Source organism: Hymenobacter cellulosivorans, assembly GCF_022919135.1.
Classification (GTDB): Bacteria; Bacteroidota; Bacteroidia; order Cytophagales; family Hymenobacteraceae; genus Hymenobacter; species Hymenobacter cellulosivorans.
Map to the genome: position 1 here is coordinate 3,781,319 of NZ_CP095049.1, position 25,870 is coordinate 3,807,188.

Here is a 25,870-nt window from a genome sequence, read left to right on the forward strand (position 1 = left end):
TGCCCTAGAACCGCCGCAGCTGGCTCGACGTGAAAGCCCACTCGGGCGTTTCCAAATCGGCTTTCTCATTGAGCTCGTACCACGGACTCAGTTTAGGGTTCTGCAGATTACGCAAAATGTGGATTTGCTGGGCTGGCATGTAGCTCTGGGCCAGTAAAAAATACCGCTGCCCCGTCCGTGAGTTCACGCTCATGTCGAGTACCAGCACCGCGTGCCCCGGGGAGCCGCCTTTGATAAAGACGTCACCCGGCTGCAGCGTGGCCAGCGCAGCAGGCTGCATTTCGCGCTCTACCGACCGGGTGCCGGCGTACGTGAAAATCTGGTCCAGATAGCGCCGGAATACGGCATGCGTGGGGTGTTCCACGGCTTTCGGCGCCGATTCCACCGTTTCACCCGTGACGCGGAAGCCCTTGCCGTTGTACCAGTCCGAAAACCAGATGTCGTGCCCGCTGGTCAAATGAAAATGCACCTTGTCCGGGTTCTGGCTAAACAGATATTCGGCCCGCAGCCGGATTACCGCGTCGGCGCACTGCTGCAAATCCCGGCTGCCCACGTCGATGCGAACCACAGCTGCATGCACGGTCTGCGGTTTTTTCAGCTGACCATCGTACAGGTGCACGGCCGTGCCAGCCGGCAACAAGGGCAGATACCGTAGCCAGGCCCCGAAGGAGCCTGCCGGGGCTGGTACCCGCGCCGCGCCTATGGGTGGGGCAAAGCGCGTGGCCAACGTCTGCTGCGGACTATACTGCCCCGCACTCAGCCAGGAATACTGGTTGGCCCGCACCGGATTTCTTTCTGCACCTGTAGAAACGGTGGGTTGGGCCCGGGCAAAGGCCATAGCCGGTAGAAAAAGCAAAAGCCAGAATTCAGGTTTTTTCACGGTGGGCTGTATCGGAGTGGAGCTATATAACGGCCGCGCGTGGCGGGAATTTTACGTCCACAAAAAAAAGCTCCCACCCAAATGGGGAGGAGCTTTTTGCTGAGATCTTAAAGCCAGTTACTTGGCTTTGGCTGTGGGCTTTTTAGCTGCCGGTTTTTTTGCCGCCGTACCGGCGGCCTTCTTGGCCGGAGCCTTGGCAGCGGGTTTTTTCTTCGCGGGCTTGTCGGCCGTATCTTCAGCGGCGGGAGCAGCTTTCTTGGCAAACCGCCCACCCTTGGCGGGCTTATCGGGGGTAGCTTCGGCCAGCTCCAGGCAGCGCTCCAAAGTGAGCTCCATGGGTTCTTCGCCCTTTGGAATCTTCACGTTTTTCTTGCCCACCACGATGTAGGGCCCAAAACGACCATTAAGCACCTGCACGTCTTCCCGACCAGGGAAATCTTTAATCAGCCGCTCGGCATCGGCTTTGCGCTTGGCCTCAATCAGGTCAATGGCCTCCTGGGCGGTGATGGTGTGCGGGTCCTGCTCCTTGGTCAGGGAATAGAACTTACTATCGTGGCGAATATACGGCCCGAACCGACCCAGAGCGGCCGTCATGTCCTTGTCCTCAAACTGGCCTACAATACGTGGCAGCTTAAACAGGTCCAGGGCTTCTTCTAAGGTGATGCTTTCGATAAACTGGCCTTTGCGCAGGCTGGCATACACCGCCTTTTCACCTTCCGGCGCGCCTTCCTTGGGCTCAATCTGCACGTAAGGGCCATAGCGGCCCAGGCGGGCCGTCAGCTTCTGGCCGGTTTCGGGGTGAATTCCAATTTCCCGGGTCGAGCCCAGGGTGCTACGCTCAATGTCCTGGCCCCGCTCGATGGTTTCGTGGAAGGTGCCGTAGAAATCGGCCAGCATCTTGCCCCACTGCTCCTGGCCGTTGGCAATCTGGTCAAATTCGCCTTCTACCTTGGCCGTGAATTGGTAGTCGATAATAATGGGGAAGTGCTCCACCAAAAAGTCGTTGACTACCATGGCCGTATCCGTCGGGAACAGCTTGGCTTTATCGGCGCCGAAAGTTTCGGTTTTGGCTTCGGTTTTCACCTGGTCCCCGTCCAGAGTCAGCACGTGAAACTTGCGTTCCTTGCCTTCCCGGGTGTCTTTTTCCACGTAGCCCCGCTTCTGAATCGTGCTGATGGTCGGCGCGTAGGTCGACGGGCGCCCGATGCCCATTTCCTCCAGCTTTTTCACCAGCGAAGCTTCTGTGTAACGGGCCGGCGGCGAAGAATACCGCTCGGTTGCGCGCAGCAGCTGCAGGGGCAGCTCCTGGCCCACGTTCAGCGGTGGCAAGCCCCGCGAAAACGACGACTCGGTGCTTGTTTCTTCGTCCAGGGTTTCCTCGTCCTTCGACTCGCTGTAAGCTTTCAAAAAGCCCTCAAACGTAATGACTTCGCCCGTGGCCGTGAGCGGCGTGCCAGGCTGGGTGCTGATACCAATTGTGGCTACGGTCCGCTCAATAGTGGCATCGGCCATCTGCGAGGCCATAGCCCGCTTGCGGATCAAATCGTAGAGGCGCTGCTCGGCTGAGTCGGAACCGGCTTTGACCAGCGCAAAGTCCGTGGGGCGGATGGCTTCGTGGGCTTCCTGGGCCGAGGCTGATTTGGTCTTGAAGTGGCGGGTGTGGGCGTACTCCGGGCCGTACGTCGAACTGATTTCGGCTTTAGCGGCGGCCAGTGCGTCCTGCGAGAGGTTTACCGAGTCAGTCCGCATGTAGCTGATCTTACCGGCCTCGTAGAGCTTTTGGGCCACGCTCATGGTCTGCGCTACCGAGAAGCCCAGCTTGCGCGAGGCTTCCTGTTGTAGAGTAGAGGTGGTGAAAGGTGGTGCGGGACTGCGCTTGCCCGGTTTCTTTTCCAGATTCTCAATCCGGTAAGTGGCCCCAATGCAGCGGGTCAGAAATTCCTGGGCTTCCTGCTGCGTTTTGAAGCGCGTCGGCAACTCGGCCTCCAGCACCGTCCCCCGACCTGCATCAAAGCGCGCCGTTACGCGGTACGCCGACGACGATTTGTGCTGATTTATTTCTCGTTCCCGCTCTACTACAAACCGAACTGCCACCGACTGTACCCGTCCCGCCGACAAGCCGGTTTTTACTTTTTTCCACAGCACCGGGCTCAGCTCAAAGCCCACTAATCGGTCGAGCACGCGTCGCGCTTGCTGGGCGTTTACCAGGTTCAAGTCAATTTCCCGGGGATTATTAATGGCGTTGAGAATGGCGTTCTTGGTAATTTCCCGAAATACGATGCGCCGGGTTTTGGCCTCGCTCAGGTTCAGCGTTTCCGACAGGTGCCAGCTGATGGCCTCACCCTCGCGGTCATCGTCACTCGCCAACCAGACCATTTCGGCCTCCTTCGCCAACTTCTTCAGCTGGGAAATGATTTCCCGCTTGTCGGGCGACACGACGTAGGTCGGCTTAAATCCATTGGTAATGTCAATGGCATTATTATCCTTGGGCAGGTCGCGGACGTGGCCGAAGCTGGATTTGACGATAAAGTCCTTGCCCAAGTAACCCTCAATGGTTTTGGCTTTGGCTGGGGACTCTACGATGACTAGATTTTTGACCATATAAGATTAGGCGAGGGCGGGATACAAACGGGTTCGGACTTAGGAAACGGCCGAGCGAGAGGAAAAGTTGAATTTTGCCGCAAAGATGCTGGAATAATCCGGTGTGCAACCGCTGCGGATAGTAATTATGCTGGAAGCCTCCGCCGTAAGAGCCCTTCCAATCAGCTTTTTTTAACGCCTTGCCGCGGCCAAGTAGTTCACTGGGTGCGACTTTGGAGAATCATTTCGATAAAACCATCAGAATGTGGTGGGAAAAGCGGTATTTGCTACCTTTGTAAGTCTAGGAACTCCAGCACTGGTATTCCTGGTTTACAGCATCGCCTCTCTACACCAGGCTTCGCAACCCCACCCCTTGTATGGCTTCAGGTAAGACTACCAAGAATACGAATACGCCGGAAAACAACGCTCCTGAGCAGGATTCTCCGTCTTCGAACCCAACTCCTTCACATACTCCTTCGGCTCCTTACGATCGTAGTTCCTTGCTGCGCCCCTCCGGCGCCCGCACCAGTTCCGACATTACCCGCAAACGCGGCAGTGGCCGGGGCTCGGAAGACAGCCAGGAAGCCGATTATGTAAATGACCAGCTCAACCGGGTGCTCTACGCCCTCGATGCCTTTAAGAAAGGCGACGTATCGGTGCGCCTGACCAAGCAGAACGACGACATCTTCGCCGAGATTGCCGAAGCCTACAACTCGATGGTAGAGATGATCGGCGGGGTAGGGGGCGAGGTGTCGCGCATTTCCAAGGTTGCCGGGGTAGAGGGTAACCTGAAAGCCCGGGCCTCGGCCGAAAATGCCTCGGGCTTCTGGCGCGACATGATCAACAATATCAACGGCTTGGTGGACAGCATCGCCGTACCGGTATTGGAAGTAGGCAAAGTACTGAAGAACATCAGTAAAGGGAATCTGGACGAAACCTTTCAGATTCCCGTGTCGGGCGACTTCAAAGTGATGGCCGAAACCATCAACAAAACGATTGACAACCTAAACCTCTTCGCCGGCGAAGTAACCCGCGTGGCGCAAGAGGTAGGTACGGAAGGAAAGCTCGGCGGCCAGGCCTCGGTACCGAACGTGGGCGGGGTGTGGAAGCAGTTGACTGACAACGTAAACACAATGGCCTCGAACCTGACTTCTCAGGTGCGAGATATTGCCAACGTAGCCACGGCCGTAGCTAAGGGTGACCTGACCCAGAAAATCACCGTTGATGTAAAGGGCGAGCTGCTGCAGCTGAAGCAGAACCTGAACCAGATGGTGGACTCGCTCAACCTCTTCGCCGGCGAAGTAACCCGTGTGGCCCAGGAAGTAGGTACTGAGGGTAAGCTCGGCGGTCAGGCCATTGTACCCAACGTTTCGGGCGTATGGAAAGACCTCACCGACAACGTAAATAACATGGCCTCGAACCTGACCTCTCAGGTACGAGACATTGCCAACGTAGCCACGGCCGTAGCCAAAGGCGACTTGTCGCAGAAGATTACGGTAGACGTAAAGGGCGAGCTGCTGCAGCTGAAGCAGAACCTGAACCAGATGGTGGACTCGCTCAACCTCTTCGCCGGCGAAGTAACCCGTGTGGCCCAGGAAGTAGGCACCGAAGGCCGCCTAGGTGGCCAGGCTTCGGTACCGAATGTGGCCGGCGTGTGGAAAGAACTGACGGACAACGTAAACTACATGGCCTCGAACCTGACCTCTCAGGTACGAGACATTGCTAACGTGGCTACCGCCGTAGCTCGCGGCGACCTAAGCCAGAAAATCACCGTTGATGTAAAGGGCGAGCTGCTGCAGCTGAAGCAGAACCTGAACCAGATGGTGGACTCGCTCAACCTCTTCGCCGGCGAAGTAACCCGTGTGGCTCAAGAGGTAGGTACGGAAGGTAAACTGGGCGGGCAAGCCAGCGTACCGAACGTGGCCGGCGTGTGGAAAGAACTGACGGATAACGTAAACTACATGGCCTCGAACCTGACCTCTCAGGTGCGAGACATTGCCAACGTGGCTACCGCCGTAGCTCGCGGCGACCTAAGCCAGAAGATGACGGTTAACGTGAAGGGCGAAATCCTGGAGCTCAAGAATATCTTGAACCAGATGGTGGACTCCCTGAACATCTTCGGTGACGAAGTAACCCGCGTGGCCCGCGAAGTAGGTACCGAAGGAAAGCTCGGCGGCCAGGCCAACGTGCCGCGCGTGGGTGGTACCTGGAAAGAGCTGACCGACAACGTAAATACGATGGCTGCTAACCTGACTTCTCAGGTGCGAGACATTGCCAACGTAGCTACCGCCGTAGCAAAAGGTGACCTGACCCAGAAGATGACAGTAGATGTGAAAGGCGAGATTCTCGACCTGAAAAACATCCTGAATCAGATGGTGGACTCGCTAAACATCTTCGCTGGCGAAGTAACCCGCGTGGCGCGTGAAGTAGGTACAGAAGGTATTCTGGGCGGTCAGGCCAACGTGCCGAGCGTATCGGGTACCTGGAAGGACCTAACCGACAATGTAAACACGATGGCCTCGAACCTGACCTCTCAGGTACGAGACATTGCCAACGTAGCTACCGCCGTAGCCCGCGGCGACCTAAGCCAGAAAGTGACAGTAAACGTACGCGGCGAGCTGTTGCAGCTGAAGGAGAACCTCAACCAGATGGTGGACTCGCTCAACACGTTCGGTGACGAAGTAACCCGTGTGGCCCGCGAAGTAGGCACGGAAGGTCGCCTGGGCGGCCAGGCCGTGGTGCCCAACGTGCGCGGCACCTGGAAGGACTTGACCGACAACGTAAACACAATGGCCGCCTCGCTGACCTCGCAGGTACGGGACATTGCCAACGTAACGACGGCCGTAGCCCGCGGCGACTTGAGCCAGAAGGTGTCGGTAGATGTTAAAGGCGAGCTGCTCGACCTAAAGGACAACATCAACCGAATGGTGGATTCGCTCAACATCTTCGCTGGCGAGGTAACCCGCGTGGCGCAGGAAGTAGGTACCGAAGGTCGCCTGGGCGGCCAGGCCAACGTGCCCAACGTATCGGGTATCTGGAAGGACTTGACCGACAACGTAAACACGATGGCGGCCAACCTGACCACGCAGGTACGAGGCATTGTGAAGGTAGTAACCGGCGTATCACAGGGTGACTTGACCCAGAAGCTGCGCCTAGAAGCGAAAGGCGAAGTGGCCGAACTCGCCGACACCATCAACCGAATGGTGGACGACCTGAACCGCCTCGCCTTGGAAGTAAGCCGCGTGGCGAAAGTAGCCGGGGTGGAAGGTAAGCTGACTGAGCGTGCCACGGTAGGCGGGGTATCGGGTAGCTGGAAGGAAATCGTGGATACGCTCAACGACCTGATCGAATCCATTGCTTCACCGGTACTCGAAGTGTCCCGCGTGGTACGCGCCATTTCGGAAGGTGATTTGACCCAGAAAGTAGAGATTCAGACCGCCGGCGATATTCTTGCCATGTCGAACGCTCTGAACATCGCCGTTGAAAACCTCAACGAGCTGCTCGGCGAAATCAACGACTCGTCGCAGATTGTAGGGGAGTCGTCGGAGGAAATGGCGGCTAAAGGCCAGGAGATGAGCCGGGTAACGGTTGACGTGGCCTTGGCCATGCAGCAGATGGCCGAAGGCGCGCAGAACCAGGCTTTGAAGACCGACCAGGCCTTTAAGCTGATCGAAGAAATCATGCAGGCCACCAAGGAAACGGCTGGCAAAGCTGACATCGTGAACAAATCGGCTATCCTGGGTGAGCAAACCTCGCAGCTCGGTCTGAAAACGGTGGCTGAGGTGGTAAAGAACATGGAGGAAATCTCCAACGCTGCTGCCCAGACCAGTAAAACCATTGAAGTACTGAGCACCCGCTCGCAGGAAATCAGTAAGTCGCTGGGCGTTATCACCGACATTGCTTCGCAGACCAACCTGCTGGCTCTAAACGCCGCTATCGAAGCCGCCCGCGCCGGGGAAGCCGGCCGTGGGTTCGCGGTAGTAGCCGAGGAAATCCGCAAACTAGCCGAAGGATCCCGCAAGTCGGCCTCGGAAATTGCGACGCTGGTAGAAGACGTAAAGAAAGATACGACTTCAGCCGCTACCGCTATTTCGACCATGGAAGGCCGAGTTCTCAAGGGTAAGAATGCTACGTTCGAAGCATCCAGCGCCTTTAAGAATATTGCCACCTCCAGCGGTGAAACGCTTCGCACCTCCCGCGACATCTTGACGGCTACCGAGGTACAGAAAACCTCGATTGGCGACGTTGTGAAATACGTGGAAGAAGTGGTAGCCATTGCCGAGCAAACGGCTTCCGGCACTCAGCAAGTGGCTAGCACTGCCAAGCAGCTCTCCTCGTCGATGCAGGAACTGACAACTTCAAGCCAGAACCTGACCGACATTGCGGACGACCTGCAGGTAGGTCTGTCGGCCTTCCAGCTGATGGAAGACGTGCTGCCTGAGCCCGAGCCTGACCCCATCCGTGGTAGCTTGCGTCGCATGAGCGCTCAGCGAACCGCTTCTCAGGTGGTAGCTCCTGCCGCAACCCGGGAGCGGCCGCAGCGCCGTACCGTAGCCGTGGCTGCTACGCCCGAACCACGTCGTGGTGCGGCTAGTGCCCCAGCGCGCAAGGCTGCCCGCAAAGCGGCGGCGGAAGGCCCGGCAAAACCGGAGACTGATGGTGCCGCACCTGCTGCTCCCAACCGCCGGGTGAGGAATGTGGCCAAGCCCGCAGCTCAGGCCGAAAACGAAAACGGCAAGGCGGCTCCCAAGCCCCGGACCAAATCGAAAGCCAAGTAATTCACTCATTCCCTTTATCATTTTGAGCGTAGCCGCAAGGCTTTGCGGCTACGCTCAATAATGTATTCCAGCATGCCTGAATCAGAGCAAACCAGCGAAAAGAAAGCCGCTAAGCAGGACAAGCTCATCCAGCTTATCGTGTTCCGCCTGGGGGATGAGGAATATGGCATTCGCATTGAGCAGGTGAAGGAGGTGACCATCACCCCGGAAATTGCCCGGATGCCCAAAACGCCTTCCTTCGTCAAGGGCATTGCCAACCTGCGCGGCGACATCATTGCCATCATCGATTTGGAGGAACGCTTCAAGCTGCGACCCGCCAATGAATCGTTGCCGACGGTGAGTTACACGCTGGCCATCGAAGCCAAAGACTACACCATTGGAATCGTGGTGCGCGAAGTGCCCCAGCCGCTGTCAATTCCGTTGTCAATCATCGAAAAAACCCCGGAATTCATTCAGGATATCAACATCCAGGATAAATACATTGAGGGAATCGCTAAAGTGGATGGGCGCATCATCATTGTATTGGATATGCCCAAGCTGCTGTCCCCCACGGAAATCATGCAACTGCAGCCGAAATAAAAAATCTTACTCGGTAGCAACCCGTACACACGCTTGATTTTCACCTGACCCTTCCCCTCATTCGACACACTGACTTACCCTGTATGAAAAACCGCATTCTCATCGTGGACGACTCATTTTATATGCGCACGATGCTCAAGAATATGCTCACCGACGCCGGCTACGAGGTAGTCGGTGAAGCTGCCAACGGTCAGCAAGCCTTGGAAATGGCCAGCGCCACCCGCCCTGATCTTATCACTCTGGACGTGATTCTGCCCGATAACACCGGTTTGGACGTGCTCAAAGGTATCCGGATGGAACAGCCGGACGTCAAAGTGGTAATGTGCAGCGCTGTAGGCCAGGAGGTAATCGTGAACGAAGCCCTCGAAAGCGGCGCTACGGCCTATATCGTGAAGCCTTTTTCCGAGGAAAAAGTACTGGAAATCGTTGGTGGTGCCCTGCAGAACCAAGACTCCAATTCCGCTGATTCTACCGAAGCCTAATCCTGGATTCTGGCGCCCTACCAGTTTCCTTAGTACATCAAAAACGCCGCTCTAGCGTTCGTTCTAATTCCCTCAGTGCATAACCCTTCTGTCCCTTTCACTCTATTGCTCGGTGATCTGCCCGCCTTCGTGCGGTTGGAGCTGACTAGACTGCTGCATGCTGAGCCCGATTTGCGGGTGATTGGCTCGGCCGCTAGTGCCTCGGAGCTGGTAGCGCAGGCCCGGCGGTTACGGCCCGGGTTGGTTATTGCGAGCGAAAACCAATTAGCGGGCCTCGAACGACTGAATCGGCAGTACCCGGTTCCGGTGCTCCTCTACAGTTCCTCGATGGCCGGTTCGGTGGTGCCCCGGGAATTGGCGCAGTGGGGCGTGGCCGATTACCTACCGTCTATTCCGAGCAAGGACCATCCGGATTTTGCCCGTTGCCGACAGTTGGTAATAGCCAAAATCCGGACTATTTGCCAGCAGCCTGCTCAAGCGGCGCTAGTCAAACGCCAGATAATTGCCATACCGCCAAGCGGAGTAGCCGTTATCGGCGGCTCTACCGGAGGTGCTCAGGCCGTTGAAACCCTCGTGCGGGCCCTGCCGGCTTCTCTTACCAGTGCCGTATTGGTAGCCATTCACTTGCCCGCTCATTTTACCGAGTCCTTCGTCAACCGCCTGCGTCGGGCTACGTCGTTACCGGTGGTAGTGGGCAAGCCCGGGACTACTTTGGAGGCCGGCAAAATCATCGTGGCGCCCGGCGGGCAAAACATGGTGGTCCGGTCTCTGGTACGAGGCCCGTGGCAGTCGTGGCATACCGACACGACCACCGAAGCCAGCCCCATACCCGATGAGCCTTCCGTGGACCTGCTGATGCAGTCGGTAGCGCACACCGTAGGACGCAACGTGCTAGGTGTGGTTCTTACCGGTCTGGGGCGCGACGGGACTCAAGGTGCCCAGAGCATCCGCCAGCACGGCGGGATGGTCATTGCTCAGGACGAGGCTTCCTCGGCTGTGTTTGGCATGCCCAAATCCGTTATTCAGACCGGCGCCGCTAACATCGTCGCGCCTTTGCACGACATTGCCGGCTATGTTAGCCGCCTGGCTACCCAGTTGCGCATCAACCGGGCTTCTTCTTTCTCCTCATCCACGCAGCTCGCTACTCGATGAAATCAAGGGAAGAGGAATACCGGGAAATTTTCATGGCTGAGGCGCTCGAGTATTACGATGCGATGAGCCGCCACATCAGCGAGCTGGAGAAAGACCCAGCCGACGAAAAAGCGCTGAACGAGCTATTCCGGTTGATGCACAATCTCAAGGCCAATGCCCGGGCCATGGGATTCAACGACATTGGGGAGGTGGCTCACCGGATGGAAACCATCTTTGGGCTGATTCGCAGCAAGGAGCGCACATTTTCGGGATCTTTGGTACCTGTGCTGTTTACCGGCGTAGATACCATCGGCAGCATGATTCGCGGCGTAGATCAGGACGCGCCGGTAGCCAACCCGGAACAGTTGCTGCGCAACCTGGATTTGCTGGTAGAAGGTCAGGAGCCGGTGCTGGAGGAAGATGCCGACAAGAATGCCGACGAGGATGCCTCGCGGAAGCTGGAACTGTCGGATCTGGTGTACATCCAGATCAAGAAGCTGGACCACTTACTCAACTTAGTAGGCGAGCTGATTATTGACCGGGACCGGATTCTGACCCTAAGTCAGGAAATTGGCAACTCGGCGCTGCAGGCGGCGGCTTCGCACCTGTTCCGCATTGCCGACGACCTGCAATACAGTGTGATGGACGCGCGCCTGGTAAACGTGGGCTCGTTGTTCAATAAATTCCCCCGGGTGGTGCGCGACGTGGCCGTGGCCGAAAAGAAGGAAGTGGAGCTCACCATCAATGGGCAAGACATCCAGATTGACCGTAACATTCTGCAGATCATCACCGATGCGCTGCTGCACTTGGTGCGCAATGCCATTGGCCACGGGCTGGAAACGCCCGAGGAGCGGCGCCGGGCCGGTAAAGCCGAGCAGGGCAGCCTGACGCTGTCGGCGCAGACAGAGCGGGACGACGTGCTGATTCAGGTAATCGATGACGGCAAGGGCATTGACGTGGAGCAGGTACGCCGCAAGGCCGTGGAGCGCGGACTGGTTTCGGCCGAGGTTTCCCGGTCCCTGGATGCTCATGCCGTGCGGGCCTTCCTGTTTGAGCCCGGCTTTTCGATGGCCAAGGAAGTAACCGACATTTCTGGCCGCGGCGTAGGCCTCGACGTAGTAAAGCTGGCCATCGACTCGCTCGGCGGGCAGCTGCGCGTCGACTCGGTGCTGGGGCAGGGGACCACCTTTACCCTGGTCCTACCCACCTCGATTGCCGTGAAAGGCGCCCTGCTATTTGAGCTGGAAGAGCGCAGTTATGCCATTCCGCTGATGCACACTGACTCCGTCGTGTCGCTGCAACCCACGCAGTTACACGTGGTAGGCGGCATCCTGATGGCACGTTTGCTCGGGGAAAATATTCCCGTTGTAGATTTGCGCAAGCTCCTCCATAACAATGATGGTCCGTTGCAGCCAGCTGTGAAATCGGAACTGGCTGGCCGACAGGATATTATCATTGTTAACTACAATAACCGTAAGCTTGGCTTAATCGTGGACCGTTTCCTACGTCAGCAGGATATTGTCATCAAGCCAATGAGTAAACCACTGGACATGATTGATTTATTCGGGGGCGTTACGCTTCTGGGGAGCGGTCAGGTTTGTCTAGTAATTGATGTGCCGGCGCTGACTCGACTTTTTCTAGCCAAGCGACCGTAATCAACGTAATGCGAAATTCGGGTTTTCCGGCAACGGCAGCCCCTTCATTTGACCCACTCCTATGGATTTGCACATGACGGAACTAGAGCGTGATATTATCCGCGAGATTCTGAACATCGGGTTGGCCCGGGCGGCTGATTCCTTTGCAGTAATCGCGCAGGAAAAGGTGCTGCTGGAAGTTCCGAATCTGGACATTATGCCCGGGAGCAACATCCTGGATAAAGTGCACGAGTTTGAGGGCACTCACGCCATCATTCAATCCGATATTCGGGGCGAGTTCAATGGCACCACGCTGATGTTTTTCTCCGGCCAGCACGTGCAGCGCCTCTCGCGGGTATGCTTGCGCATGTCGGTGCCCGACTCGATTCAGATTGATGAGATGCAGGAGTCGCTGCTGCTGGAAATCAGCAACATCATCACCGGTGCTTTGGTCACGCAATTGGCCAACATTCTCAAGGCCAAGATTTACGGTGCGCCGCCCAAAGCACCCAAAGGCAACATTGCCAGCTCATTAACCAGCCTGATTGCGAGTCAGCCCAAAGTACAGCCGCTGATTTTCTCGGTCATTACCCAGTTCTCCGACAAAGAAAACTCGGTGGAACTGCCCCTGATGCTGTTTTTCGACCGGAACACCTTCGAAAAGATTCTGGACATTATCCGGACGTATGACTTTTTAGGTGGCCAGGAAAGCAACCCGATAGGGTAATTTCAACCGCTCCGCTTGTGGCTGTCCTATCCGACGCGCGCCGAGTCTGCCTTTCCGGCCGGCCGGCCAGCATCAGATAGGACAGCCGCGTTTCGTGCCTGCTGCACTTACCACCCATACTTCACGCTTTTTATTTTTGCTTATGTCTCAGTCAGCTGCTTCCAGCCTGGAAAAAAAACTAGCCTCCTTCGACCCCAATGCCCTGGGAGACAGTGCCGGCGGCCTCTATGGTCTGCCCTTCACCGTCGACGAAGCGCAGGTGGTAGTAGTACCCGTGCCGTGGGAAGTAACCGTTTCGTACCGGGGCGGTACTGCCCAGGGCCCCGAGGCTATCCGGGAAGCCTCGTTGCAGGTCGACCTGTACGAACCCGATATTCCCGAAGCTTGGCGCATGGGCCTGGCTATGGAGGACGAAGATGAAAAAGTGGCCGAGGAAAGCCGCAACCTGCGCACCTTGGCCGCCGACTACATTGGCTGGCTCGAAGCCGGTCAGCCAGCCGACAAGGCCCAGAACTTTGCTACGGTGCCAGCCCAGGTGACCGAGCGGGGCAAAGTACTGCTGGATTACCTTAAGCAGAAAACCGGGGCCTACCTCGACGCGGGCAAAGGGGTGGTACTACTCGGTGGTGACCATAGCACGCCGCTGGGCTATATGCACGCCCTGGCCGAGCGGCACCAGGAGTTTGGCATTCTGCAGATTGACGCCCACTGCGACCTGCGTCCCGCCTACGAGGGTTTCCAGTACTCGCACGCCTCCATCATGTACAACGCCCTGCAACTGCCCCAGGTCAAGAAACTGGTGCAGGTTGGCATTCGCGACCTGTGCCAGCAGGAAGCCGAGCTGGTCGAGCATTCGGGGGGCGCGTGGTGATGTTCCATAACCGGTTTTTGTCGAATGAGAAGTTTGCCAAGAAATCGTGGAAGAAGGTGTGCGGTAAAATCATTGCCCAACTGCCGCCCAAGGTGTATCTGAGCTTCGATATTGACGGCCTGGACCCCAAGCTCTGCCCCGGTACCGGTACGCCCGTGCCTGGCGGCCTGGAGTTTGAGGAAGCCCTGTACCTGATTCGCGCCGTCGTGGAGTCGGGGCGGGAAATTATCGGCTGCGACCTGAACGAGGTAGCGCCCGGGGACACCGAGTGGAATGCTATTGTGGGTGCCCGCCTGCTATTTCAGATGGCGCACTGGATGGGCGTTTCTCAAGGACGCATCAAGGCCCGGATTTCGGAGAAGTAGGCCGGAGCCAACGGAGTGCCCTTTTTTTCGTAAGGTTGTGGGTTCCTAGCGGAGCTTCTTTCCCTTCCATTCCTCATCCCAACCACACGCCACATGGGTTTTCTCCTCAAATTGCTGCTGACTGCCATTATCACCTACGTTCTGGCCCGCTTTCTGCCCGGGGCGCACCTGGGGGGCTTTACCGACGCCATTTTGCTGGTAATCGTGCTGGCTATTCTGAACGCAGTGCTCAAGCCGATTCTGAAGATTCTCGGCTTCCCGATTACCGTGCTTACTCTGGGCCTGTTCCTGCTGGTGATTAATGCCGTAATCGTACTACTGGCCGATTGGCTGCTGGCTGGCTTTAAGCTGGACGGCTTTATCTCAGCCCTGATCTTCAGCGTTGCCCTGTCCCTGGTGACTTCCGTGGTAGACATGGTTATTGACTAGGCATTCTGACTTACAACAAAAAAGCCCGGTCACAGAACCGGGCTTTTTTGTTGTGGTTGTGGTAGACTTAAGCTTTTTCGGGCAGTACTCGCGTGCGGCGGCGGCGCCACGTGCGGATACCCCAGTAGGCCGCAGCTCCTACCACTACCAATGGCCAGATGGTCACCAAACCCAGCACAAGGTCGGTGCAGAGCGTCCAGCCAGAATAAAACGACTCTACCAAACGGCTGCCAAAGGATAGAACCGGCGCATCGGGTGTCGACAGGGCAATTGGCTGGAAGTAGGTAAGGGTGATAGTGGAATAGCCAACCTGGTCGTCGAGGGTTTTGAGCCGGCTTTCCGTAGCCTCAATGTCTCCGCGAACCTCGCCAAGTTTCTCCTCTATTTCGAGAATGTCAGCTACCTTTTTGGCCTGGCTCAGCAAGGCTACATAGCGCTGCTCTACGGCGCGCTTGGTACGTAGCCGAGCCGCAATATCGGCGTGCTCAGCTGTTACATCGTCACTGCCCAGGGTCTTCGACTCCAGAGCCCCCAGCCCATTCAGATGGTTGAGCAAGTCCTGAAAGCGGGCGGGCAACACCCGAATGGTCATCTGATGCTCCCATTGGCCGTCTTCCCGCTTCTCGGAGGCATCCGAAACGTAGGCGCCAAAGGCGCGGATGAGGCTGTCCATGCGCGCGTTGGCCTGGGGCAGGCTTGCCACTTTCACCCGCACGTCGGCATGGTAGATAATCTTGCGCGTAGCTGCCGGCGCGACAGAGGGTGAAGCTGTTTCCCCAGCATCGGGAGCACCGGGAGCTTCGGGAGCTGGGGGCGGTAATTCCATGGCGTTCAGGGCTGGTGGTGTCTGCTTAGCCGTTTCGGGGCTTTGTTGGCTGCAGGCCATAGCCAGCAGAAGGATAGGTAAACTCCACACGCGTAATTTCATAGAAGAAAGGAGTAAAGTGACTAAAGCCAACCACGTTTTTCCTTAATCAACTCAGGTGTAACGGGTAACCCACGCGGTGTGGTATAAGCCAAAAAAGCCCGATCTGGAAGTCAGACCGGGCTTTTAAATTTTAAGGCTTCTATAAAAACCTAGCGGGCGAATTAGAGCCGCCGAATCTGTGCGCCCAAGGCATTCAGGCGCTTGTCGATGAATTGGTAGCCCCGGTCAATCTGCTCTACGTTGTCAATGACGCTGCGGCCATCAGCCGAGAGGGCCGCAATGAGTAAGGCCACGCCGGCCCGGATGTCGGGCGAGGTCATGCTGATGCCGCGCAGGGCGTTGCGCTTGTCGAGGCCAATGACGATGGCGCGGTGCGGGTCACAGAGCGTAATCTGGGCGCCCATGTCGATGAGCTTGTCCACGAAGAACAGGCGCGACTCGAACATCTTCTGGTGAATCAGTACGGTGCCTTTGGCCTGGATGGCTACTACCAGCACAATGCTGAGCAGGTCGGGAGTGAGGCCGGGCCAGGTGTGGTCCGATACAGTCAGGATGCTGCCGTCGAGGTAGGTGGCAATTTCGTAATGGTCCTGGGCCGGTACGTAGATATCGTCGCCCCGCACTTCGAGCTGAATGCCCAGTTTGCGGAAGGTGTCGGGGATGATGCCCAGCTCGGGTACCTGGCAGTCCTTGATGGTGATTTCGGAGCCCGTCATGGCGGCTAGGCCGATAAATGAGCCGATTTCAATCATGTCGGGCAGCATGCGGTGCTCAGTACCGCCCAGGCTTTCCACCCCTTCGATAGTCAGCAGGTTGGAGCCGATGCCATTAATTTTGGCGCCCATGCGCACCAGCATTTTGCACAGCTGCTGCAAGTACGGCTCACAGGCAGCGTTGTAAATGGTAGTAGTACCCTGAGCCAGAACGGCAGCCATGACGATGTTAGCCGTACCCGTTACCGAAGCTTCATCGAGCAGCATGTAGGTGCCGCGCAGACCGTTCTCGGCCTTGATACGGTAGAAATCGGTGCCTTCAAGGGTGAGCTTGCCGCCCAATTTTTCCAAACCCAAAAAGTGGGTGTCCATGGGCCGCCGGCCAATCTTGTCGCCACCGGGCTTGGGTAGCTGGCACTTGCCGAAGCGGGCCAGCATGGGGCCCAGAATCATCACGGAGCCGCGCAAAGCCCGGCCCTGGGCCACGAACTGCTCGGAGTCAAGGTAGTCCAGGTTCACAGCGTCGGCCTGGAAGCGGTAGGTGTCGGAGGCAAGCTTCCCAACCTTGACGCCCATGTCGCGGAGCAGCTCGATGAGCTTGTTCACGTCGCGGATGTCGGGAATGTTGCTGATGGTGACGGGCTCGGAGGTGAGCAAAACCGCACACAGGATTTGAAGGGCTTCGTTTTTAGCGCCCTGAGGCACAATTTCACCCTTCAGCGGATGGCCGCCGATTACTTCAAATGAAGCCATGTACTAATTGGTTATTCGTTGTCCGTTGGTAGGTCTGTGGGCATAGGCTCAGTTGCTCGTTGACAAGTGCAGATTGTCCGTTATCAGGGATGATATCGCCTGATAACGGACAACGCACAACGAACAACTAAAAACTTACTGGGGTGGCTGCTGAGGTTCCTGGCGGCCTTTTTTGCCGCCGCGCCGCTGCTTGTCCCGGCGGTTGTTGTTGCCGCCCCGGCGGCCTTCCCGGTCGCCACGCTCCCCGCGTTCCGCCCGCTCGGCGCGGGGTTGGGGTACGATGAAGGGCGCTGGCCGGCCGCCAACAGGAGCAGCGGCGAAGTCGAACAGATTATTGGCATCCACCTGGGCCGGGTCCAGCTCCAGCTTGCCGCCCGACAGCTCTTTGAGGTGCTTGAGGATGGTTACATCCTTGGCGTTTTCCTTGCTGTAGGAGCGGTACAAGAACTTCATGGTGCGGCCGATGGTGATGGTGGCCTGCTCCCGTTCGGCGGCATCTTCCAGGGCCAGAGCCTGCTCAATCATCACTTCCACGCTGCGGCCGTAGGCCTTGAGCTTGGGCGACTTGATAGGATATGCCACGCGGGCGGGCTGCTTGGCCAGAATATCCAGGGCGTGCAGCGGGAAGGGACTGTCCACATCCAGCTCACCGTCGGTCATTTCGAAGACGTGGTTCCAGACTTTGGCCTGGGCGTCGGGCTGCTCGCGCAGGGTGGGGTTGAGACGGAAGATGAGCTGCACAATCTGCTGAGCCCGCTTGGTGCGCTCTTCCCGATCTTCAATCGTGCGCAGCTGCTGAATCAGCTCGTAGGTGCTCTGCCCGTATTCGCGCAGGAGCAGCTCATGTTTAAAAGGCGAAGGTAATGCCATTGGAAAAAGGCGTAGCCACTCTGAAAAGCAGCTGGTTAAGTCAAGAAGTAGGAGAGTGGGCTACACTCAAGAGGCTGATGTACAACGAGTAGCTAATCAGCAAACGGTGGCTAGCGGGTCAAGTTACGACCTTCACCCTAGCTCAGCACCCGCAATTTCGCAAAACTCAGCAATAACGTCTTCTCGCCGACTTCTTCGAACTCGATAATGGCCTTGGTGGAGCCTTGCTGGGCTTCGAGCTTGGTGACCTTGCCGAAACCAAACTTGGGATGCTCCACGCGCTGCCCGGTTTGCAGGTTGCTCGTATCACTAGGCTGGAAATCGGCCGGCGGGGTGTAGCCCTTGGCCACCGTCTTACGCGGGGCAGGGGGAATAAGGTTCGAGCGGCGCTCCACCACGTGGCCGAATGGCGACTCGCCCGGGCCGGCCGAGGAGAACTTGAAGTCGACGAACTGGGGGTCAATTTCGTCGAGGAAGCGGCTTTTCTCGCAGCTGCGCAGGTTGCCCCACTGGTAGCGGGACGTGGCGTAGCTCAGGGTCAGCTTCTTCTCAGCCCGGGTAATGGCCACGTAGAACAGGCGGCGCTCTTCCTCCAAATCGGCCCGGGAGGTAATCATCATCTGCGAGGGGAACAGGTTTTCCTCCATGCCCACGATGTAGACGTTGCGGAACTCCAGACCCTTGGCCGAGTGAATGGTCATCATCGTGACGGCCTCGCCTTCGTCCTTAGCGTCCTTGGTGTCGGCGTCGGTGACGAGGGCAATGTCCTGCAGGAAGGAAGCCAACGATTTGTCTTCGCGCTCCGGGTCCTCGGTGTAGGCTTTCACGCCGTTCAGGAGTTCCTGGATGTTCTCGTAGCGGCTCAGGCCCTCGATGCTCTTGTCGGCATAGAGCTCCTCAATCATGCCCGAGTTCTTGGCAATGAACTTGGCCGCCTCGAAGGCGTCTTCCTTGCCGGCCAGCACCGCGTAGCTTTTGATCTGCTCGGCGAAGGTTTCAATCGGGTTGGCAATGCGGGCCGTGAGGAAGGAGTTGGCGTTGCTGACCACTTCCCACAGGGAGTGGTTGCTGGCCTCGGCCGTGTTAATCAGCTTGCTGATGGTCGTGTCGCCGATGCCGCGCTTGGGGTAGTTGATAACCCGGCGCAGGGCCTGCTCGTCGTTGTGGTTCACCGTCAGGCGCAGGTAGGCCACCAGGTCCTTGATTTCCTTGCGCTGGTAGAAGCTCAGACCGCCCACAATCTTGTACTTGATGTTGAGCTTGCGCAGGGCTTCTTCCATGGCCCGGCTCTGGGCGTTGGTGCGGTAGAGGATGGCGAAGTCATCATACGACAGATGCTGGTTCATCTTGTCCTCGTAGATGCTGTTGGCCACCAGCTTGCCTTCCTCGTTGTCCGAGGCAGCTTTGATAACCTCAATCAGGGTACCTTCCTCGTTTTCCGAGAAAACGTCCTTGCGCAGCTGGGCCTTGTTGTTCTTGATGACCGAGTTGGCGGCCTTCACAATGTTCTTCGTGGAGCGGTAGTTCTGCTCCAGCTTAAACACCTGCAACTCGGGGTAATCCTTTTCGAAGTTGAGAATGTTGGTAATGTCGGCCCCGCGGAAGGCGTAGATACTCTGGGCGTCGTCGCCGACGACGCAGATATTCCGCTCCTTGGCCGAGAGCTTGCGCGTTATTAGGTACTGGGAGTAGTTCGTGTCCTGATACTCGTCGACCATCACGTACTTGAAGATGTTCTGGTACTTGTTCAGCACGTCGGGGTGGTCCTTGAAGAGCACGTTCGTGTTGAAGAGCAGATCATCAAAGTCCATGGCGCCGGCCTTGAAGCAGCGGGCGTGGTACTGCTGGTAGATAGCGCCAATTTTGGGGCGCAGGGCCGCGTCGTCGTCCTGGCGGATGACGGGGTCCTGCAGGTACTGCTGTACCGAAATCAGCTTGTTCTTGGCCGCCGAAATCCGGCCCAGCACCATGCTCGGCTTGTAGAGCTTGTCGTCCAGGTCCATTTCCTTGACGATCTGCGTAATCAGCGTCTTGGAGTCCTGGGTGTCGTAGATGGTAAAGTGGCGGGGGAAGCCGATTTTGTCGGCCTCGGAGCGCAGAATTTTGGCAAACACCGAGTGGAAGGTGCCCATCCAGACGTTCTTGGCCTCGGGGCCCACTACCTTTTCGATACGGGCGCGCATTTCCTTGGCGGCCTTGTTGGTAAAGGTCAGGGCCAGGATGTTGAACGGGTCGACGCCCTGCTCAAGCAGGTTGGCAATGCGGTAGGTCAGCACCCGGGTTTTGCCCGAGCCGGCACCGGCGATAATCATGCAGGGGCCGTCGATTTGCAGCACCGCGGCGGCCTGCGAGGGGTTCAGGAGTTTGTTGTAATCTAATGCCATTCGTCAAGTAAATCAGCGCCTCGGCTAAGGGGCAAAGGTAGGGCTTTGCCTGCGGAGTTGCAGCCTTCGAACTATAGTTTCAGTTCGGGTTTGAACTGCTTCTCAACGCCGGGTGTATCTTTGCAGTTCGCTTCTTTGCAATTCCATGATTATCATTCAGAATACGGTCATTTCCGACGACGTGCGCGACAATTTCTTTGTCTGCAACCTGGAAGCCTGCAAGGGCGCCTGCTGCGTAGAAGGTGACCTTGGTGCCCCGTTGGAGGCCCATGAGCTGCAGATTCTGCAGGACGAGTACCACAAGATTAAACCCTTCCTCACCGAGGCCGGGCAGCAGGCCATCGAACAACAGGGCCTGTATATCAAAGACTGGGAGGGTGACTACAGCACCACGACCATCAACGACCGGGAGTGCGCCTACGCCCTGTACGACGAGCGGGGCATCCTCAAGTGCGGCATCGAGCAGGCCTATCTGGCGGGCGTGACGACCTTCAAAAAGCCTATCAGCTGCCACCTCTACCCGATCCGCATTACCAAGTACGAGGACTTTGAGGCCCTGAACTACGACCGGTGGAACATCTGCAACCCGGCCTGCAGCTTCGGTGCCAGCCTCGGAGTGCGCATCTACCAGTTCCTCAAAGAGCCCCTGGTGCGCAAGTATGGGGAGGAATGGTACGAGGAGTTGGTTACTGAGATTGAAACCAACAGCCCGCCGATCAACGCGTAAGCCACAAAAAAGGCCGACTCCAGAGTCGGCCTTTTTTGTGGTCTAGTTGCCGGCTTATAGGCATACCAGCGGACTATTGCCTATGCTATAGGGTTCGAGGCTACGGTAGCAGTGGCACCTTTGGGGTCGGCGCCGTAAGCGTTTGGTCCCTTCTCGCCTTCGGTGCAGGCCAGGATGATATTGTAGATGGGGATCAGAAGATACCAGCCGCTTTTGCCCACATCGTGCATACGGCGCACTGCTACTGCAATGCCGGGTATGAGCACGGCTAGGGAGAAGAGGCTGGCCAGCCAGGGCATCTTCAGCATGCCCGCCACGAAGCCCAGCACGAAGGAGACGATGATGTTGAAAAGCATAAAGTACCAGTACTCGGCGCGGCGGGCACGGCCATTGAAGTCGGCGTAATGGTTTTTGAGGGCGTTGATAAAGTAGTGCATATTGTGAGAAAGGAGTGAAAGGTGTGGTCGAGTTTACGGGCCTTGGGCCAGTTTAGTTTATTAATTATATATTCATATACATGCCAGCTAAAAAAGCTACCTGCCGAGCCGGTGTTTTTGGCGCCCGCAAGGGTGGTTTGCGACAAAATCGTTAGGCGCTGTAAATCAAGGACTCGGCGGAGTTGCGGGGCCGGATCTGGAATGATAAGTTGCGGCTTCCTCGCCTTAAAAACAGACCCCATGGAAGACCAGCAACGCAAAGCCGCCCCAACCTCTACTGCCGACTCTACCCCGAAAGTGACCGGTATCGGCGGGATCTTCTTTTTCTCCGACAACCCCCAGCAAACCCGGGACTGGTATGCCCTCAACCTAGGCCTGGAAGTCAACGAGTGGGGCTCGACCTTCGAGTTCCGCAACGTGGACCGGCCCGAGGAAGTGCACGCGCTGCAATGGAGCCCTTTTCAGACCGGCACCAACTATTTCGCGCCTTCCCACAAGGAGTTCATGATTAACTACCGGGTACAGAACATCGAGGGGCTAGTGAACAGGCTGCGAGAGAATGGGGTGACCATCCTCGACGACGTTGCCAGCTCCGACTACGGCAAATTCGTGCACGTCCTAGACGCGGATGGCAACAAGATTGAGCTCTGGGAGCCCCGCTAGGCGGGACTGGTGGTAACTTGGGGGCCTGACCCCACCCGATAATGGAAGAAATGTATGTGAGCCGGGAGCTGCCGGCGACCCAGATTCAGGCGTTTTTGCAATCGGTGCTGCCGGGGCTGACGGTGTTTCCCTGGGCGTTGCTGCTGGGGGAGGAGGAGCCAATGGAGTTTGATTCGAGCAATCCGGCTCATATTTTCTTCGAAACGCTGCCGTCGGAGGTGCCGGAGTTTGCCTGGCACCTGGCCATTTACCGTACGCCCGCGGGCGAGGACGAGGAAGCCCGGGCACTGTGGCTGGGCCGGCAGCTTTCGGCCGGCTTCGGGGTAGATGTGCTGGTGCCCTTTACCCACCCGCAGCAGCCCCACAACCCATTTTATAACATCGTATTCCGGCAGGGCGGAAGCTACCTGGCCGACGACAGCGAAACCGAGTTTGGGGAGCCCGACGCGAAGCCCGTGCGCATTTTGGGACCGTATGTGTTGCCCGTCGTTGCGTTTGATGCACTCGGCCAGCGCGTGGAGAACTTATAAGGCGGGAAGAACGCGGCGCGAGGGCCTGGGCTGCTACTGTGCAGAAACAGGGAAAACTAGAAAGGAAAAGGCCCGACTACCAGTCGGGCCTTTTAGGTGAGCTACTGACGTTATTCCTGCTCTACCTCCGTACCAATGGGAGGCAAGTTGTCAGGATCATATCTAGGGCGTCTTAAGTCAGGTGCTGCCATATAAGCGAAATAGAAAATAAAGGGAATATATAAGGTGGGGATGAATGCCAGGAACAGGTTTCTCTGCATAGTGCGAAATTCTCCTTTCGGCAGAATAAACAGGATTAAGAGCCCTGCTAAAGGACCCCAAAAGGCTAGCCTATCCACCTGGTATTCTTCTTGGTAAATGGGAGTGCAATACGGTAGAACGTCATTTATGCCGGCCATCATACTCCTCCCATCATGGTGCTCAAAGTCTGCAATAGTTAATGTCCCTTTCCGGGTTGGGACTCTGTCGGTAGCGGTCAGATATACCAGAAGGAAGACTAGCGGCCAGTAGAAAATCCACTTGACGGCCGGGCTCCGGCGGTAGTGCCAGGCAAATGAACAAAGCACAGTGAGGGGGACCAGGAACAGGAACATGGCAAGCGGTGAGGTGAATTCAAATGTAGCCAGCCGTTTGGCAAGAGGGGCAACTACCCAAAAGGGCCGACTAGCAGTAGTCGGCCCTTTGGCATTCACCTCACTTGTTCAACTGGTTACTGCCAGGTTTCGGTGCGGGTCTGGGTGGTGCCGCTGGGGGTGAAGCTGCGGTTGGTGCCGCCTTCATAGAGCACGTTGCCGGCCGCGTCCTTGCGGATGTACTTGTACTGCACGCTCGTGCCGCTAGTCAGGTTGATGGTGCCTTTCCAGACGGGGTAGGTAGCGCCGCTGAGCTTGATGGCGTTGGCCGTGTTCCAGGCGCCAAGCTGGGCGGTGCTGCCCAGCACGTACACATCCTGGCCGGTGGTGGTGCCGCTGTAGGTCACGTTGAACGACACAGCCGTGGTGCCCGTGGTGGGCGGGGGCGTGGTGGTGCCGGTGCTGGGCACCCACACTGAGTAGCTGCGGGCATTGACGGGGAAGGTACCGGTGCCGGCCGAGTTGGTGGTGACGGTGGCCGTGCTGTTGCCGGTCTTGTCGGTAAGGGTTACGCTCTTGAAGGGCGTGGTAATGGTTTTGGAGCGGCCCGAGCTGCCGTCGTTGAGCATGACCAGCAGGCCGGGGTGGGAGGCGTCACCGGCCCGGGAGTAGGCGTACACGTCGGCGTCGTTGATGGAGGTGTACTCATTGGCCGCCCCGTAGGCGTTGGCCCGGCGGATTTCGATGAGCTTCTTGATCTGGCCACCCAGGCCGTAGTTGTAGTAGTCTTTGTAGAACACGCAAGGGTAGCCCTTCTCCCGGGTCAGGATGTAGGCGTAGGCCAGCATCTTGAGGTTGGTGACGGGCGAATACAGTGCGCCGGGGTGGTCGGTGTCGTGGTTGTCGACGAAGGACACGGACAGGGCCCCGTTGGCTTCGGTGAAGCCCGCGAATTGCAGCCCGCGCATATCCCAGCTGCCGTTGCCGTTGCTCATGTCCTGGAAGGTGTAGTGCAGGGGCACGTCGAAGAGGCTGGTACGGCCCCCGGTGGCGGCGGCGTAGTTGTTCAGGTCCGTGAGGTTACGGAACCAGGCCTCACTAACGGCAAAGCGGCTGCCCTTCACTGCGTCGAGCCAGCGGTTCACGTAGGCCGTCTGGATGTGCTTGGTGGCGTCGAGGCGGTACCCGTCGAGGCTGAGCTTGGTGGTAATCCAGTTGCCCCAGGTAATGGTTTCGTTGGCGTTATTGGTATCGGCATAACGGATTTCTGAGCCCAGCAGGTTGTCGTAGGCGTCACCGTTGGCGTAGGGCTGGAAGTCATACGAGGCCCACTGGTACCAGCCGTTGTTGGGAGCTTGCTGGGTGGCCGAGAAGTTGTACCAGTGCCACTTGTAGGAGCTGTAGGTGTTGTTGCGGCCGGGGTAAGTAAAGCTGGTGTAGACGTTGTACTGGTTGTTGGCCAGCTCCTGGTTGTCGGCGAAGGTAAGGTGGTTCATCACCATGTCCTCGTATACCTGAATGCCCTGGTTGTGCAGCGACGTAATAGCGCCCTGCAGCTGGCTAATCGTGCCGTAGCGGGTAGCTACGGTGCCTTTCTGGTTGAACTCGCCCAGGTCGTAACGGTCATATACGCCGTAGCCTACGTCGGTGGCGCTGCCGCCCTTGTAGGCTGGGGGCAGCCAAAGGGCCGTGATGCCGGCCGCCTTTAGCTCCGCGGCCTTGCTGCCCAGGTTTTGCCACCACGTGCCGGCCGGGTTGCTCTGGGGTACGTCCCAGTAAAACGCCTGCATCATCACGCCGTTGACGGCTACGGCGTCGTTGGTAGTAGCCGCCGCGACGGGCGACGAAGTGGTGCCGGGCTGCACGCCATCCTTGGAACAGGACGGCAAGAGCAAGCCTGCGGCAAGCAGACCCGAAAGGGCCGCTGCGGAAAGTTTGTTCATACTGTGGGAGTTTTGGTTAGGGCAGAAGTATAGGGCAAGTATAAAGTAATATTCTATAAATGATGCTACATAATTTCGGTATTGTTAATGAAAAGTCATTTTCGTTGGTATTTTTGTAATCTATAGCTGAATAGGTAGTTAAGTGTCTGTTTGCGAGATATTAATCGTAATAAATTACGCAAGAAATGACAGTTGCTAAATGGGTTTAGTATAACTCTGAGAATAGCCAAAAAGGACTTAAAAAGTTTGGATTAGATTCCGGGCGCCCAAGAAACCCCGCTTACTCTGGATGAAGTAGGCAGGAAAAAAAGGGACGCTGTTGCTGCCACTTACCGGAATGAAGTCAGGACGGGCCCTAAATGAGAGGTCTGAATCCGGTCAATTGCTTCTCGCTGTGACACCTTATAGCGAGGATACAGAATCCAGTAGCGGGAACTGTCGCGGCTATCCTGACCAAATAGAAAGGTATCAGGCCTGCCGCCATCCTGAAAAATAACGGTAGTCAAACATTCAGGGAGAAAGGTGCTGCGGCCGTCAACCCTGTCCACCGTACGCTGTAAATCGGCGAAAAAGGCGCCGGGCATTGTAGTTAACTTATCATTTATCACTACCTGGCGGGTAGTGGCTGCAGTAGCTTTCGCATGCTTTCTGAAACGGGACTGCAAATACCAATCGATAGATCCTCCGACCACGAATAGTATAATAAACCCGGTAGTACCGCTAACCCACAAAAACTTGAATATCGGATTCTTGAGGACATACCGGTTCTCCGGTTTGGCCATGCCGGCCTGAAATATGACGAAAGACACAATAACTGCTGCGCCAACAGTTAAGCCTAATGTGTTGTGAACAAAGCCGTAATAATCAATGAAGTCCATAAGCAAAATGCCCGTT

Annotated in this window: 21 protein-coding genes; 12 read left to right on the top strand and 9 right to left on the bottom strand. The window is 57.0% G+C overall.

The features are described 5' to 3' along the window. Window positions 1-4: 4 nt before the first annotated feature. On the bottom strand, window positions 5-838 hold the full coding sequence (locus tag MUN80_RS15860; protein WP_244714434.1) for a DUF4846 domain-containing protein: 834 nt from the start codon (window positions 836-838) through the stop codon (window positions 5-7). A 159-nt stretch (window positions 839-997) separates the two neighbouring features. Then, a complete protein-coding gene (gene topA, locus MUN80_RS15865; RefSeq protein ID WP_244714435.1) occupies window positions 998-3,481 on the bottom strand; it encodes a type I DNA topoisomerase in 2,484 nt (827 codons plus the stop codon). A gap of 356 nt (window positions 3,482-3,837) precedes the next feature. Here topA and MUN80_RS15870 point away from each other — a divergent pair, with 356 nt between their 5' ends. The 9 genes from MUN80_RS15870 (at window position 3,838) to MUN80_RS15905 (ending at window position 14,456) form a co-directional block, all read left to right on the top strand. After that, window positions 3,838-8,238 (top strand): HAMP domain-containing protein, encoded by a 4,401-nt coding sequence (locus MUN80_RS15870; protein ID WP_244714437.1) that lies wholly within the window; start codon window positions 3,838-3,840, stop codon window positions 8,236-8,238. A 72-nt stretch (window positions 8,239-8,310) separates the two neighbouring features. Beyond that, window positions 8,311-8,817, top strand: a complete 507-nt coding sequence (locus MUN80_RS15875; RefSeq protein ID WP_244714438.1) for a chemotaxis protein CheW — start codon at window positions 8,311-8,313, stop codon at window positions 8,815-8,817. Window positions 8,818-8,900: 83 nt separating this feature from the next. Next, on the top strand, window positions 8,901-9,299 hold the full coding sequence (locus tag MUN80_RS15880) for a response regulator (protein ID WP_244714440.1): 399 nt from the start codon (window positions 8,901-8,903) through the stop codon (window positions 9,297-9,299). Window positions 9,300-9,374: 75 nt separating this feature from the next. After that, window positions 9,375-10,451: a chemotaxis protein CheB gene (locus tag MUN80_RS15885; RefSeq protein WP_244714441.1), complete on the top strand. Its 1,077-nt coding sequence runs from the start codon at window positions 9,375-9,377 to the stop codon at window positions 10,449-10,451. Beyond that, window positions 10,448-12,085 (top strand): chemotaxis protein CheA, encoded by a 1,638-nt coding sequence (locus MUN80_RS15890; RefSeq protein WP_262922007.1) that lies wholly within the window; start codon window positions 10,448-10,450, stop codon window positions 12,083-12,085. Before MUN80_RS15885 ends, MUN80_RS15890 begins: the two co-directional genes overlap by 4 nt. Window positions 12,086-12,158: 73 nt before the next feature. Next, window positions 12,159-12,791, top strand: coding sequence for a chemotaxis protein CheC (locus MUN80_RS15895; protein WP_244714445.1), 633 nt, complete (start codon window positions 12,159-12,161; stop codon window positions 12,789-12,791). Window positions 12,792-12,933: 142 nt separating this feature from the next. After that, on the top strand, window positions 12,934-13,662 hold the full coding sequence (locus tag MUN80_RS15900) for an arginase family protein (RefSeq protein ID WP_311136242.1): 729 nt from the start codon (window positions 12,934-12,936) through the stop codon (window positions 13,660-13,662). Further along, window positions 13,662-14,027 (top strand): arginase family protein, encoded by a 366-nt coding sequence (locus tag MUN80_RS26115; RefSeq protein ID WP_311136295.1) that lies wholly within the window; start codon window positions 13,662-13,664, stop codon window positions 14,025-14,027. Before MUN80_RS15900 ends, MUN80_RS26115 begins: the two co-directional genes overlap by 1 nt. Window positions 14,028-14,120: 93 nt before the next feature. Then, the gene (locus MUN80_RS15905) at window positions 14,121-14,456 is read left to right on the top strand and encodes a phage holin family protein (RefSeq protein WP_100335654.1); all 336 of its coding nucleotides are present in this window, start codon (window positions 14,121-14,123) and stop codon (window positions 14,454-14,456) included. Between the two features lie 67 nt (window positions 14,457-14,523). Here the strand turns inward: MUN80_RS15905 and MUN80_RS15910 are convergent, their stop codons facing one another. The 4 genes from MUN80_RS15910 to MUN80_RS15925 form a co-directional block, all read right to left on the bottom strand. Continuing rightward, window positions 14,524-15,384 (bottom strand): DUF4349 domain-containing protein, encoded by an 861-nt coding sequence (locus tag MUN80_RS15910; protein WP_244714446.1) that lies wholly within the window; start codon window positions 15,382-15,384, stop codon window positions 14,524-14,526. Between the two features lie 161 nt (window positions 15,385-15,545). Beyond that, a complete protein-coding gene (murA, locus tag MUN80_RS15915) occupies window positions 15,546-16,850 on the bottom strand; it encodes a UDP-N-acetylglucosamine 1-carboxyvinyltransferase (protein WP_244714448.1) in 1,305 nt (434 codons plus the stop codon). Window positions 16,851-16,985: 135 nt separating this feature from the next. Continuing rightward, entirely contained in the window at window positions 16,986-17,720 is a 735-nt protein-coding gene (locus tag MUN80_RS15920) for a DUF4290 domain-containing protein (RefSeq protein ID WP_244714450.1), read from the bottom strand. Between the two features lie 137 nt (window positions 17,721-17,857). Further along, window positions 17,858-20,104, bottom strand: a complete 2,247-nt coding sequence (locus MUN80_RS15925; RefSeq protein ID WP_244714451.1) for an ATP-dependent helicase — start codon at window positions 20,102-20,104, stop codon at window positions 17,858-17,860. Window positions 20,105-20,249: 145 nt separating this feature from the next. Here MUN80_RS15925 and MUN80_RS15930 point away from each other — a divergent pair, with 145 nt between their 5' ends. Beyond that, window positions 20,250-20,831 carry a DUF3109 family protein gene (locus MUN80_RS15930; protein ID WP_244714453.1) on the top strand — a complete coding sequence of 194 codons (582 nt, stop codon included), beginning with the start codon at window positions 20,250-20,252 and terminating at the stop codon, window positions 20,829-20,831. Window positions 20,832-20,911: 80 nt separating this feature from the next. On the opposite strand, the gene MUN80_RS15935 is transcribed toward MUN80_RS15930, so the two are convergent. Further along, on the bottom strand, window positions 20,912-21,268 hold the full coding sequence (locus tag MUN80_RS15935) for a DUF805 domain-containing protein (RefSeq protein WP_244714455.1): 357 nt from the start codon (window positions 21,266-21,268) through the stop codon (window positions 20,912-20,914). A 240-nt stretch (window positions 21,269-21,508) separates the two neighbouring features. Here MUN80_RS15935 and MUN80_RS15940 point away from each other — a divergent pair, with 240 nt between their 5' ends. Next, window positions 21,509-21,931, top strand: a complete 423-nt coding sequence (locus MUN80_RS15940; protein ID WP_244714457.1) for a VOC family protein — start codon at window positions 21,509-21,511, stop codon at window positions 21,929-21,931. A gap of 41 nt (window positions 21,932-21,972) precedes the next feature. Beyond that, a complete protein-coding gene (locus MUN80_RS15945; RefSeq protein ID WP_244714458.1) occupies window positions 21,973-22,461 on the top strand; it encodes a hypothetical protein in 489 nt (162 codons plus the stop codon). 709 nt (window positions 22,462-23,170) lie between these two features. On the opposite strand, the gene MUN80_RS15955 is transcribed toward MUN80_RS15945, so the two are convergent. Both MUN80_RS15955 and MUN80_RS15960 read right to left on the bottom strand, forming a co-directional pair. Next, a complete protein-coding gene (locus MUN80_RS15955) occupies window positions 23,171-24,976 on the bottom strand; it encodes an alpha-amylase (RefSeq protein WP_262922008.1) in 1,806 nt (601 codons plus the stop codon). A 329-nt stretch (window positions 24,977-25,305) separates the two neighbouring features. Next, entirely contained in the window at window positions 25,306-25,854 is a 549-nt protein-coding gene (locus tag MUN80_RS15960; protein ID WP_244714460.1) for a hypothetical protein, read from the bottom strand. Between the last annotated feature and the right edge of the window lie 16 nt (window positions 25,855-25,870).